Source organism: Aeromonas sp. YN13HZO-058 (genome assembly GCF_001921245.1).
In the GTDB taxonomy this organism is placed as follows: Bacteria; Pseudomonadota; Gammaproteobacteria; order Enterobacterales; family Aeromonadaceae; genus Aeromonas; species Aeromonas allosaccharophila.
Window position 1 is genome coordinate 537 of record NZ_MQSY01000063.1, and the last position, 11,444, is coordinate 11,980.

An 11,444-nucleotide genomic window follows, 5' to 3' on the forward strand; every position below is an offset into this window, starting at 1 on the left:
TTTTCTGTTTTCTGTTTTCTGTTTTCTGTTTTCTGTTTTCTGTTTTCTGTTTTCTGTTTATATGAATCTAATTTATTACTGAGTGATGGAGCATTGATATCTTAAGCTAAGTTAAGGAACTTTAATTTATCAGTGCTCTTTAAATTTCATTTATTTAAAAAAATAGCTTATGGGGGGTAGTAAAACTGGTTTCTCTTCGCTGCGCAGCAGCGGAATGTTGAAATGGAAAAAATTAATTTATAGCTCTCATAATTAGTAAATGGACAGTTTTCCGAATTTTTCAAGTGGGGGGATGTGAAAAAGTTTGAAAATAATTCTGTTTGGTGGAAATTTGGCCAATCTGGATGGTTTTATTCTCACCGCCCCCCGACTTATTGCTTATACGCAAACCCCATGCCTAATCCGTCCCACCAAATTCACAACAGCCTGAACCCCCATCGGTGTATTCAGCAATGTGGCTGGAGCCACGCCACCTAAGCCCCAGGCTGGGCGGCTTAACCATGAAATCGCTCTGGTGGTGTCGTGCTCATGGAGGGAGAGCACCGCATCTAGGGCCTGTACAACGCCGTATACCCTGGTGCCCTGCGAGATTGATAGGGGAGCCTCAATCCTCAGCTTGCGAGCAACAGTGCTCCGGCTAATGCCTGCTAAGCGGCATATCAAACCTGAGTCTGTGTTCATCAATTCAGCTAGTCGATGAATGATGCCAGGAGCTACGCCAGCTATGAACCAGAGATGTGCACTCAGTGGATCTTGAGGGATGTTGAGAGTCGTCATAAGGGTGGGGGCTGAACTAGCCTGCGTACTGGGTTGATAAACTGAAAGTGACATATTTTACTGTTCCAGTATTGACAATGATTTGTTCTCATCATCGTACTCCATGTTCAGATTTTCTGACAGTTACCTCACTGGTTATAATTGTTGATGTTGCTGATATGGAGGGCACCCGCCCCCTCCATTAGCAAATGAACGAACTGAATCATGTTCATGGCCTATACCTAGAAATATGGCCTCATTCAGCAAATCCATTTCAAGAAAGTAAAGGCTTTATATTCAAGCTACAGCATTTCTTTAAGCCAAAAAATTTGCTCTGCATTTAGTTGGTTTTGGTCACCCAAATCTTTCATTTCTTGTACGAAAGTAGAGAGTTCATCTTTTATATTCTTCTTTATACATCTCCTAACATAGCTTTCATATAAGCTATTAACAGATGGAGGGAAATTCGTTTCCTGTTGCACCTTTATAGCTGCATTAGAATTGGTTGCACTCCTTAACTTTTCTCTTGTAGCTTGGCTGATATTGTTGTCAATATAGTAATTCATCAACGTTTCGAGGCTGTGTCCAGTGATCTTAGATAAATCTTGAATAGGCACTCCGCTTTCTAGTGCTTTTTTGGCAAAAGTATGTCTGGCATCATATAGTCGGCCTATCTTAGGAAAATTAAACTCTTTTTTAACTGCCTGCCAAGTTTTCTGATAAAGGCTCGAAGTTACATGGGGGGCCTTTGCGTCGCGACAACAAGGAAACATTAACTCACCCTCTCGATCACTCAAGCTTTTTAGAATTTTGTATTTCGCTACATAATTCCAGTATGAGTCTGACTCAATAGCAACAATGCGTGCAGCCTTGTTTTTACTAATGTGCTCAGGAATACGTATGGTTCTATCATTAATATTAAAGTTGTTGCTTGTGTTTCTATATATTTCAGAGTTTCTTGCCCCGCATAGGAACATGGTTGCAACTATGATCTTGGAATCCCCACCACCTGGAGTGTCTTCATTAAAAATAAATTCCACGACTTCATTTGTGGGGTCAGTATATGTTGTGACAGGCCTCTTAGGGTTTCTGGGGAACAGAAAAATATGCCTATCAATTTTATTCTTTGGTAAATAGGTGCACGTAACACACATATTAAACAAGCTATTTAATAAGGAATAGTATTTCCTCATTGTTTCTGATGTTATTGGCGTTTCTTTGTTCTGCCAATACTTTTTGAATATTACTGGATGATCTTCATTAAATTCAGATAGCTTGAGGTCTAACCATGGTTCAAAGGCAGATGAGATTTCCCTTATTGTTTTGTCGGTAACAGGGCTTAATAAATTTCTCTTGTTTGATTTATTTTCACGGTCGTTTTTATAATGCTCTAAAAGATATGTTCTCAATGTAAAAGACTGATATTTCCACTTTTCTGGATTAATCTTTTCAGCATCACTAACTAATCTCTTAAACTCTTCCTTAGCCTGTGTAACGCTAAAAAAACCTTTTTGGTAATGTCCACTTTTAGTGCGAGGCGTCCAATTGCCAATTTTCTGCCTCCGATTTTTATCGTAAACAATATAGAATGTCTTAACACTGTTTCCGATTCTTAGTTTTAATCTTGGTTTGTTCTTTTCATTATATTTTTCATCGTCAGAACTATAGTGCGTTAATTCAACACATTTATTTTTATCATTAATAAATGGAAGACTATCTATGTACTGGTCTTTAAAGGTAAATGAGAATTTCCCTTTAATTATGGCCGCAGGGTGACCCTGGAGCAGCGTCTTAAGATCGAACTCTTCTTTGCGTATGGATGTAGCCGGATTTTTGGGAGCCATTAGGTACCACCGAAAAATGTTCTATTGAGACATTATAGCGGCAAAATAGCGCAAAAGTAGAGTTGAATAGCGTGAATAGCTCTTAAATAGCGCAAAACAGGCATCGATTGAGCAGATCAAAAAACAAGCAGCCCGGTTGTTTATGAATGCTTTTTGAGCTATAAAGCTATGTTTTTAAAGGAAATATTTATAATTCCTAATATTTAAAAAATCTTATAACAGCCTGTTTGGATAGATTTTTAAGCAATAAACATCCCTTAGGAGGGGACAGCTCTATCCTACTGAGCTACGGGAGCTGTGTGGCGGGCATTATACAAGAAGCAACTCCCTTTTAAACCCTTGATTCTTATTCCAATACTGCCAAATCCCCATTCTGGATGTTAAATGGCGAATATTTGTTCTGGCTGCTGATGATGGCGCCATCGTCGAATACCTGCACCACCTCGAACAGGCCGTCGGCCGGGTTGCGCATCATGCGCGACTTGCCGTAGGGGTCGATAAAGTCGGCGTTGTGCTGGATGCGGAACTGATCGCCAAGCTTGACTCCGTTGCGCCGCCCCAGATTGATGTAGGGACCGCGTTCGTTCTGGCCGACCACCCGGGCGGTGACCGGGGCGCAGGTGAGCTGGGCCACCAGATCCTGAGCCGCTTGTTGCAACTGGTAGTTGACCTCCTGGCCATAGCTCGATTGCCAGAACTGGCCGCTGCTGCTGCCCACCTGTTCCCGCTTGCCAAAGGTCCAGGTGGCGCGCCCTTCGTAAACCTTGCGGTTGATCAGGCTGCCGTTGATGCCGTCGAACAGGTAGAGCTGCATGCGAAAGTTGCGCACCGGATCCTCATACCAGCTGGTCAGCTTATTGCCCTGCGGCTCGATGGAGAGATCGTCGATGCTGCCGAGCACCAGATATTGGCTGTCGGTACGCAGGCTGAGCGCCTTGATCTCCTCGAGGGCGCTGCGATCCCCCTGTTGCAGATGGAGCGGATCGATGCGCAGGTTTTCATCCAGCCACTGGCGCACCGCGACCCCTTGCGGCGCGTTGGCGAGGGTTTCGAACAACCGGCGCGAGAGGTTTTCCGGCATGTCGTCCATGGCGCCGTAGCTGGCCTGATCCGGATAGCGCATCCGCAGCCTCACCAGTGTCAAATCCTTGGCGAAGTGCTGGGTCTGGCAGATCTGGCGCTCGGCCTGAATATCGGCCACTAGCGTGATATACATGCGGCCGTTGCGCACCTCTTCCCGCTTGAGCCGGTACTGGCGAATGTCGCCGCCGGAGCGGATCTGGATCTGCTCGGAACGCAGGCTGCCATTTTCCAGACGCTGGACGCTGGAAACGGCCGCGCCGCTGGCCAGCAGGGCTTGACGCAGGGCATCACGGGTTGCCTGCTCGCGGGCATAGACTTCATCGCCCCCCAGAATGGCGGCGCTGCCCTGTGCTTCGATAAGCTCGGCGCGGGCGCTCAGGCTGGCCAGCAGCAGGGTCAACAGCAGCGGTAATTTCATAACAGATACCTTGAGTTGGCGGGCAGCCGCGCCATTTTTGAGGAAATGGCGCCCGCTGGCCGACATGGTTCACAACACTTGCCGGGTGGCAGCGCACGCTGGCGCTGACAATGACCATTAAAAAGCAAGAATCATGCCTCATTCCCGGCTCAAGCTTTGTCCGGCGCGTCCGATAATAAGTCAGGTGCAGATACAGGAAAGGTATCCATGAACAAACTCATCACGGCGTTGGCGCTCGCCCTGGCATTGGCCGGGTGCGGCTCCGACCCTATCAATCGGGATCAGGGTGACCCCCGCCAGGCGGCGCAGGGGATGGAGCTCAACTGGCTGGTGGCGCGCATGACCGATCAGCTGATGGAGCGCAAATCGCTGACCACCCTGACCGAACCCATAGCAGTGGCTTCCTTTGTCGATCTCGATACCCTGCAGGATACCAACTGGATGGGGCAGCAGATTGAGGAGAGCTTTATCTACGAGCTCAACCGCCGCGGCGAGGTGGTGGTGGACTTCAAGCTGACCGGCAGCATCAAGGTGACGCCGCAGGGGGATTTCGTACTGAGCCGCAACTACAGGGATCTCTCTTCCCGTTTGCCTATCTCTCGCATTCTGGTCGGCACCTTCAGTCGCAACAGCAAGGGGATCCTGGTCAACGCCCGCGTTATCGACATGCGCACCAAGATGGTGGAGACCACGGCTCAGAGCCTGATCCCGCAACAATATCTGTTCGGTGCCAACAACTCGTTTGGCCGGGCATCGATCAATCGCGGTTATCTGATGCGTGACAGTCAGGCCAGACCGGGTGGCCATCTGGTCAACCTGACCCCGTGAGGAGCGAATCATGAAAATCCTGTTTGGTTGCCTGTTGGCACTCTTGCTCAGCGGCTGTAGCTACAACCGGGTGGTGGATTACACCCAGGGTGGCAAGCCCGATGATTTTCCGGTGCTCAAGGCGGTGGGGTATGCGGTGATCGACATCCAGCCCGGCCCCTCCCAGTCTGAGAAGATGTTGCAAGCCATTCGCGCTTCCAAGATGGATGCCTATCGCGAGCTGGCCGAGCAGCTCAACGGTCAGCAGGTGCGCGGCCAGAGCAGCTACCGCGATCTGACCCAGACCTCCAACTCGCTGGATGTGTCGGTGGCGGGCGTGGTGCGCGGTGCCCGGGTGGTTGCCTCCTATCCGCGCGGCAACACCTATGCCACCGAGATGGAGCTCGATACCCGCGCCCTCTACAACATCAACCAGCTGATGGCCGGTCAGTTCTGAGCTGATGGGCGGGGCCTGAAACAAGCATCAAAATAAAAGGCGAGCAGGGTGCTCGCCTTTTGTCGTTTTGGGATGTTTAGCTCCCCATCAGCACCGGCGGCACTGCGGTGGGTTTCACATCCTCGCTCGGGTAGCAGCCAAGCACCTTGATATAGCGGGTGATCTTGGTCAGCTCCACCAGTGCGGCCTGCATCGCCGGGGTCTGCAGGTTGGCGGAGACATCGAGATAAAACATCTCTTCCCACGGGTTGCCCTGCACCGGACGGGACTCCAGTTTGGTCATGTTGATCTCGTGGTTGCGCAGCACCAGCAACGCCTCGACCAGCGAACCCGGCTTCTGGGAGGTGGACATGATGAGAGTGGTCTTGGCCGGGATCTGCGGCGCCACGTCGATGGGCTTGCGCGCCACCACGATAAAGCGGCTGTAGTTCTCTTTCTGGTTGGCAAGCTGCTCGGCCAGCACGTCCAGGCCATAGAGCTCGCCGCCGGCTGCGCTGCCGATGGCGGCTGCCTCCGGGCTCGCCAGTTCCTTCACCTTCATCATGGCGCTGGAGGAGGAGTCGCAGATCTCGTGACGGGCCCCTTCCAGCTTGCTCAGGTAGTGGGAGCACTGCTGGAACACCTGCGGGTGGGCATAGAAGGTCTTGATACGGCTCAGCTCGGTCGGCACGGCGGTGAGAATACAGTGCTCAATGGGGTAGGTGAGCTCGCCGACGATGGAGAGGCTGGTGTGCTGCATCACGTCATAGACTTCGTTGATGGAGCCCGAGCTGGTGTTTTCGATGGGCAACACACCAAAGGCGGCGCGGCCCGACTCCACCGCATCCAGCACTTCGCGGAAGTTCTGGCAGTTCACCTCGATCACCTGATCCTTGTAGCGCGCCAGATATTTGCGGGCGGCGAGGCTGGAGTAGGAACCGCGCGGCCCCAGATAGGCGACGCTGGTCATCGGCTCCTGCTGCTCCGGGTTGAGCAGGCTCTGTAGATAGGCCTGCTGGGAGAGTACCGAGTCCTCGATGATGGTGTGGTAGATGCGGGTGATGTACTGGGCATCCAGCCCCAGCACGCGGCCTTTCTGGATCAGGGCGACCAGCAGCTCCTGCTCCCGCTGGTGGTCACGGATGGGGCGCGGGTTGGCCTGTTTGGCACGGGCCACCTCGATGCTGAGGGTCTTGCGTTTCGCCAGCAGGGCAAGCAGCTCCTGATCCAACCGGGTGATGTCTTGTCTGATCTCGTCGAGCGTTGCCATGATTGTTCCCTATCCAAGTAATCGATTGATATTAATGCAAAAAAAAGCCTCCGCTAGGGGAGGCTCGATTCGTCTTTGCTTTCTGCTCACACGACGACAGGCCTTCCCTCAAGCGGGCCGGATAAACGAGAAAGCAAAGAAGAATGTTGGCTGCATGGTCAAAATCCTGATGGTAACGCCCTAACCATTAAGGGATTTGCCGGTCTGATGCAAGTAAAACTTGCCCACGGGCGGGGATGGGGGCAGGGTATCCGGTTAAGAAAATGGTGTGAGAGTGATGTTCTATTGACGCTGTTTTGACGACTGAAACGCAGTGGGGGAGGTAAAACGATGGCGATTATTTTCGATCTGGGACGGGTGGTGGTGAGCTGGGATCCGGTCGGCATAGTGCGTTCGGTGCGTGGCTCGCAAGGAGCCGAACAGCTGGCGGAACAGCTCTTTAACCACCCGGACTGGCTGGAGGTGGACAGAGGCACCATGTCGCTGCACACCATGGCCCGCGAAGCGCAAGCGCGCACCGGCCTCTCTGCGGCACAGAATCTGGCCATTTTGCAGGCGGTGCCCGCCTCCCTGCTGCCAGATCCCGCTATGCTAACCCTGATAGCCGAGCTGCATGGGGCGGGGCACACCCTGTATGCCCTCTCCAACATGGGCCATGCCAGCATCGACTGGCTGGAGCAGCATCAGGCATTCTGGCGCTTCTTCAGTGGCAAGGTGGTCTCGGCGCGGGTGCGGATGATGAAGCCGGAGCCGGATATCTATCGCTATCTGCTGGTATCGTTCGATCTGAAATCGGCAGAGTGCCTCTTCATCGATGACAGTCCCGCCAACATTGCGGCCGCCGAGGCCCTCGGCATCAGGGGGATTGTCTTTACCGATGCGGCAAGTTGCCGCCAGCAGTTGGGTGAGCTGGGCTGTTTGCCCACCACCGGCAAGGGGTGATACCCCTGTAGGAGCACTATGGAGCATGGCCGGTTTCGCAACTGGTTGAGTCACTACCCCGAGGCGACCCTGATCATCGCCTGCAAGGATGGCAGCGGATATCAGCTCTGCATCGAGGCGGAAGGGGAGTGCCTCTGCCTGACCGACAGCGAGGGAGGGCGCCTGACCTTTACCTCGCTGGATCAGGCGCAGGGTTTCTTGCGGGCCCATCAGGTTTGTCAGGCCAGATTGCGAATCTATGACGCCCAAAATGAAGATTTAGCGGCAGAATCACAGGAAATAATCATCAAGTTTTAATTTTAACCGGACTCTGTAAGGGTCTATTCAGCTTGTTTCCCGCACAATACTGCACCTGTTCATCATTCGGAGCTGTTTAATGGGTGCCAATGTTGTTGTACTGAATCAGGGATATGATCACTCTTTTCAAGCCAGGGAACAGCTGCTGATTGAGCGACTGGCAAGTTTTGACGAGCTGATTGTCTCTTTTTCGGGACGGTTGGAATCCTGCTACAGCATCGATCTGTGCCGTGCCAGCGGCGTCAAGATCCGCGCCATCACCCTCGATAACCCGACCCGCAGTCGCAGCGAAGTGGCTCGTGCCCGCCGTTATTGCCAGCGTTATGGCATCGAGCACTGGATCGTCAAGAGCGACGAGATCGTCTTCTGTGATCGCCTGCCAAATATGGAAGGCCTGATCGACCCGGTTCGCCGCATTGGTGAGCATGTGCAGAGCCGTCCCGAGTGGGCGCACCTGCCCTTGCTGATCCCGGCGGCGGTGGAGGAGCGGGATGACTATTTGGCCCAGTTTGGTTCCCTGCCTGCTAATACCATCTGGTTTTTTGCCGACAACGGGGTGATGAGCCGCGATTTTCGCTATGGCTTCAACAAGCGTCAGCTCGGTCGCTGGGGCAAGGGGAGCAACGGTTGCCTGAGCAATCGCTTCACCAATCCACGGCTGCTCAAACAGCGCTATCTGCGGATGGTGGATCAGGCCGAGCAGATACTGGCCGACATGGGGCTGGATGAGGCGCAGGTCTTTTTCCATACCCTGTGCGACTGTTCCACCACCCTGGCCCGGGTGCGTCTGCCCGAGCATCAGCGTGCCCAGGCCTTTGATATGCAATCAGATATTTTGTCTGCTCTCAAGGGGACCGAGTTCGATCTGGTGACCCTGGATATGGCGCAGAAAGAGCGGCACGATCTCGCCATCTAGCTTGCGGGAGGAGCGGGGGGCAAGAACGTGAGTGCAGTCATAGGCAAGGGGTAACGGGACTGTTTATACTGTCGCCCTTTCATCCGTTACCGAGCTTCGCCCTATGAAACCCTTGTCCCGTCTGCTGGTTGCCCTGTGTCTCACTCCCGTGCTGGCACAGGCGGCTCCTCTCTCTCAGGTGACGCTGCCCGATGGCCGGCAGGTTCAACTCAACGATGACTTCACCTGGGAGTATCTGGTGGTCAAACCGGCAGAACCCGTGCAGAGCGTGGCTGCCGAGGGGAACGCGGGGGCCGTGGTGGCGGTTGCTGCCCCGGTGCTGACCGATCAGGCTAAGGCCAATCCGGAACTGCTCGCCCAGATGGCGCGCGACGGTGTGGTGGTCAAGCTGGACAAAATCGAGGGATCTGACCCGCTGGCGCTGACCTTTATGGTGAGCAATACCGGCAGCCGCAATGTGGTCGGGGTGCGTGGCATGGTGACCCTGTTCAGTGCTGACGGGGTGCAGCTGAGCCGTCAGGAGGCCCGCTTCTGGGTCGCCGAGAACCGCCTGCCGGAAACCTATCTGCGCAAGGGGCAAGCCCGTCCATCGCTCGCCCTCGAGATCCCCCGTCCTGCCGGATTGACCGGTCAGCCACTGGTGCGGGTCGAAATTGACGAGGTGGTGTTCCGCTGATTTTTTCGCGGATCCGGCCCATGCAAACCGTGTGGGCCGGCAACTTGTTGCCGCTGACACCCCCAGCAATATCTGCTTACATCTGACATGGTTTTGCAACAGCTTGCCGCTCGGCAAGCAGGGAACCTCGCCGCACAATGACTCCATACCAGCTCGCTAGCAACGGGCCCAATCACATGGAGTTATCATCATGAAAAAAGCAACTGTCTCTCTTCTGGTTCTGGCCGGGTTTGCCTCTACTTCCGTCATGGCGCAGGATGCCTTCAGCTACGCCAAGGGCGGCCTGACCTGGGCACACACCAAATCCGACTATCTGAGCAACAACAAGATTCTGTTCCCCCGTGATGCCAGCAGTGAGGGGACTCGCGATTTTGGCGGTGTGACGCTGGATCTCTCCAAATCGTTCGCCAACAACTTCTACGGCCGTCTGCTCTCCGAGGGCACCTCTGCCCAGCACGGCAATGACAGCATGGGGATCGGCAGCCTGGGTATCGGTGTGTTTACCCCGCTCAGCACCGGCCTGAACCTCTACGGTGAAACCGGTCTGATGGGTTACACCATGGAGCGCGAGCAGGCCTATGACGTCAAGGGTTGGGATATTGTCACCCGCAAGAGCGACGGCAGCATGTACGGTGAAGTGGGTCTGCGCTACGACATCGGCGATATCGAGCTCTCCACCGCCTATCGCTACGCCAACATGACCGACGATATGCACGACTTCAAGGTGGGCGGTGCCTACAAGCTCAACCAGAACTGGGCGCTGACTGCCGATTACACCTATCGTAACTGGGATCTGCAAAAAGGCTCCATTTCCAGCCTGGGTGTGAAGTACAGCTTCTAATCCCCCTTCCTGTAGTCCGTAGTGTCTTGATTTTTGCCCATGGCGTTCGCCATGGGTTTTTTCTTTTTCCGGTGATCCCTTTCTTCTCCTTGTGTCGTATCAGTCCGCAATAGTTATACAACTTCCATTTTTTTGTATAACTGCTATAACTGAATCAAGACTTATACAAGGGGTGATGTCATGTACAAGATTAAAGTCGGTATCAGTGCCTGCCTGCTGGGCCAAGAGGTGCGTTTCGATGGGGGCCACAAGCGCTCCAGCTTCTGCGAACGGGATCTTGGCGCTCACTTTGACTATCACCCCGTCTGTCCCGAGATGGCCATTGGCCTCGGGGCGCCCCGCGCCGCCATCCGGCTGGTCAAGCGCAACGGCGAAATCCGCGCCGAGGCGAGCAATGGCAGCTTCGATGTCACCGAACAGCTGATTGCCTTCAGCGAACAGAAAGCCCGCCAGCTCGACTTTATCTCCGGTTATATCCTCTGCGCCAAATCCCCCAGCTGTGGCATGGAGCGGGTCAAGGTCTATGGCGCCAACAATGAGGGGAGCGCCAAGGAGGGGATCGGCCTCTTTGCCAAGGCGTTGATGGAGGCCAATCCCTTGCTGCCGGTAGAGGAAGATGGCCGCCTGTGCGACCCCATTCTGCGCGAGAACTTCGTGCTGCGGGTATTCGCCTACCACGACTGGCAGCAGCTCTGTGCCCGTGGCATCACCGCCTCTGCGCTGATCCGCTTCCACTCCCGCTACAAGTATCTGGTGCTCTCCCATGCGACCACCCATTACCGGGCGCTCGGCAAGCTGCTCGGCAACGTGGGCAAAGCCGCCAACCTGCAGGAGGTGGCCGACAACTACATCAAGGGATTGATGACGGCGCTGACCCTGCGGGCCAACCGCCGCAGTCACACCAATGTGCTGATGCACCTGCAGGGTTACTTCAAGCGGGTGCTGACCCCGGCCCAGAAGCAGGAGCTGGCCGATACCATCGACAAGTACCGCACCGGGGTCTTCCCCTTGCTGGTGCCGCTCACCCTGATCCGTCACTACCTGCGTGAGTACCCCAATCCCTATCTCGCCGAGCAGGTTTATCTCAATCCGCACCCCGATACGCTCAAATTGCGCTACGGGCTCTGAGAATGCTGTTTTGTACGGTCGAGAAGTCTA

The 11,444-nt window shown here is 54.0% G+C and carries 12 protein-coding genes and 1 other annotated feature; of the genes, 8 read left to right on the forward strand and 4 right to left on the reverse strand.

Translation table 11 applies throughout. The annotated features are described in order from the left end of the window. Positions 1–378: 378 nt before the first annotated feature. The 3 genes from BSP75_RS17010 to BSP75_RS17020 all read right to left on the reverse strand — a co-directional run bounded on the left by BSP75_RS17010 (position 379) and on the right by BSP75_RS17020 (position 4,101). Entirely contained in the window at positions 379–831 is a 453-nt protein-coding gene (locus tag BSP75_RS17010) for an antitoxin Xre/MbcA/ParS toxin-binding domain-containing protein (RefSeq protein WP_075113985.1), read from the reverse strand. Between the two features lie 227 nt (positions 832–1,058). Continuing rightward, positions 1,059–2,600 (reverse strand): site-specific integrase, encoded by a 1,542-nt coding sequence (locus BSP75_RS17015; protein WP_075113986.1) that lies wholly within the window; start codon positions 2,598–2,600, stop codon positions 1,059–1,061. Positions 2,601–2,946: 346 nt separating this feature from the next. Beyond that, a complete protein-coding gene (locus tag BSP75_RS17020) occupies positions 2,947–4,101 on the reverse strand; it encodes a flagellar assembly protein FlgT (protein ID WP_075113987.1) in 1,155 nt (384 codons plus the stop codon). A 207-nt stretch (positions 4,102–4,308) separates the two neighbouring features. Here BSP75_RS17020 and BSP75_RS17025 point away from each other — a divergent pair, with 207 nt between their 5' ends. Both BSP75_RS17025 and BSP75_RS17030 read left to right on the forward strand, forming a co-directional pair. After that, positions 4,309–4,929 (forward strand): FlgO family outer membrane protein, encoded by a 621-nt coding sequence (locus BSP75_RS17025; protein WP_075113988.1) that lies wholly within the window; start codon positions 4,309–4,311, stop codon positions 4,927–4,929. Positions 4,930–4,939: 10 nt separating this feature from the next. After that, the gene (locus BSP75_RS17030; RefSeq protein WP_042058298.1) at positions 4,940–5,365 is read left to right on the forward strand and encodes an LPP20 family lipoprotein; all 426 of its coding nucleotides are present in this window, start codon (positions 4,940–4,942) and stop codon (positions 5,363–5,365) included. A 76-nt stretch (positions 5,366–5,441) separates the two neighbouring features. Here the strand turns inward: BSP75_RS17030 and pheA are convergent, their stop codons facing one another. Beyond that, a complete protein-coding gene (gene pheA, locus BSP75_RS17035; RefSeq protein WP_021230338.1) occupies positions 5,442–6,614 on the reverse strand; it encodes a prephenate dehydratase in 1,173 nt (390 codons plus the stop codon). A gap of 38 nt (positions 6,615–6,652) precedes the next feature. Next, positions 6,653–6,774, reverse strand: a sequence feature (Phe leader region). Between the two features lie 170 nt (positions 6,775–6,944). Here pheA and BSP75_RS17040 point away from each other — a divergent pair. From BSP75_RS17040 to BSP75_RS17065, 6 genes are all read left to right on the forward strand, one after another. Then, positions 6,945–7,556, forward strand: a complete 612-nt coding sequence (locus tag BSP75_RS17040; RefSeq protein ID WP_075113989.1) for an HAD family phosphatase — start codon at positions 6,945–6,947, stop codon at positions 7,554–7,556. Positions 7,557–7,574: 18 nt separating this feature from the next. Further along, positions 7,575–7,853, forward strand: a complete 279-nt coding sequence (locus BSP75_RS17045; RefSeq protein WP_075113990.1) for a DUF6482 family protein — start codon at positions 7,575–7,577, stop codon at positions 7,851–7,853. A gap of 79 nt (positions 7,854–7,932) precedes the next feature. Continuing rightward, positions 7,933–8,769 (forward strand): hypothetical protein, encoded by an 837-nt coding sequence (locus BSP75_RS17050; protein ID WP_042058310.1) that lies wholly within the window; start codon positions 7,933–7,935, stop codon positions 8,767–8,769. Between the two features lie 103 nt (positions 8,770–8,872). After that, the gene (locus BSP75_RS17055; RefSeq protein ID WP_075113991.1) at positions 8,873–9,445 is read left to right on the forward strand and encodes a DUF3157 family protein; all 573 of its coding nucleotides are present in this window, start codon (positions 8,873–8,875) and stop codon (positions 9,443–9,445) included. Positions 9,446–9,635: 190 nt separating this feature from the next. After that, positions 9,636–10,286, forward strand: coding sequence for an autotransporter outer membrane beta-barrel domain-containing protein (locus tag BSP75_RS17060; RefSeq protein WP_042058315.1), 651 nt, complete (start codon positions 9,636–9,638; stop codon positions 10,284–10,286). Between the two features lie 180 nt (positions 10,287–10,466). Then, positions 10,467–11,414, forward strand: coding sequence for a DUF523 and DUF1722 domain-containing protein (locus tag BSP75_RS17065; protein WP_075113992.1), 948 nt, complete (start codon positions 10,467–10,469; stop codon positions 11,412–11,414). The last annotated feature ends 30 nt before the right edge of the window (positions 11,415–11,444 follow it).

What these genes read in the sequence shown, in the direction of transcription:
- BSP75_RS17030 (WP_042058298.1), top strand. Translation starts at nt 4,940, where the DNA reads ATGAAAATCCTGTTTGGTTGCCTGTTGGCACTCTTGCTCAGCGGCTGT.
- BSP75_RS17060 (WP_042058315.1), top strand. Translation starts at nt 9,636, where the DNA reads ATGAAAAAAGCAACTGTCTCTCTTCTGGTTCTGGCCGGGTTTGCCTCT.
- BSP75_RS17025 (WP_075113988.1), top strand. Translation starts at nt 4,309, where the DNA reads ATGAACAAACTCATCACGGCGTTGGCGCTCGCCCTGGCATTGGCCGGG.
- BSP75_RS17040 (WP_075113989.1), top strand. Translation starts at nt 6,945, where the DNA reads ATGGCGATTATTTTCGATCTGGGACGGGTGGTGGTGAGCTGGGATCCG.
- BSP75_RS17050 (WP_042058310.1), top strand. Translation starts at nt 7,933, where the DNA reads ATGGGTGCCAATGTTGTTGTACTGAATCAGGGATATGATCACTCTTTT.
- pheA (WP_021230338.1), bottom strand. Translation starts at nt 6,614, where the DNA reads ATGGCAACGCTCGACGAGATCAGACAAGACATCACCCGGTTGGATCAG.
- BSP75_RS17020 (WP_075113987.1), bottom strand. Translation starts at nt 4,101, where the DNA reads ATGAAATTACCGCTGCTGTTGACCCTGCTGCTGGCCAGCCTGAGCGCC.
- BSP75_RS17015 (WP_075113986.1), bottom strand. Translation starts at nt 2,600, where the DNA reads ATGGCTCCCAAAAATCCGGCTACATCCATACGCAAAGAAGAGTTCGAT.
- BSP75_RS17055 (WP_075113991.1), top strand. Translation starts at nt 8,873, where the DNA reads ATGAAACCCTTGTCCCGTCTGCTGGTTGCCCTGTGTCTCACTCCCGTG.
- BSP75_RS17045 (WP_075113990.1), top strand. Translation starts at nt 7,575, where the DNA reads ATGGAGCATGGCCGGTTTCGCAACTGGTTGAGTCACTACCCCGAGGCG.
- BSP75_RS17065 (WP_075113992.1), top strand. Translation starts at nt 10,467, where the DNA reads ATGTACAAGATTAAAGTCGGTATCAGTGCCTGCCTGCTGGGCCAAGAG.
- BSP75_RS17010 (WP_075113985.1), bottom strand. Translation starts at nt 831, where the DNA reads ATGTCACTTTCAGTTTATCAACCCAGTACGCAGGCTAGTTCAGCCCCC.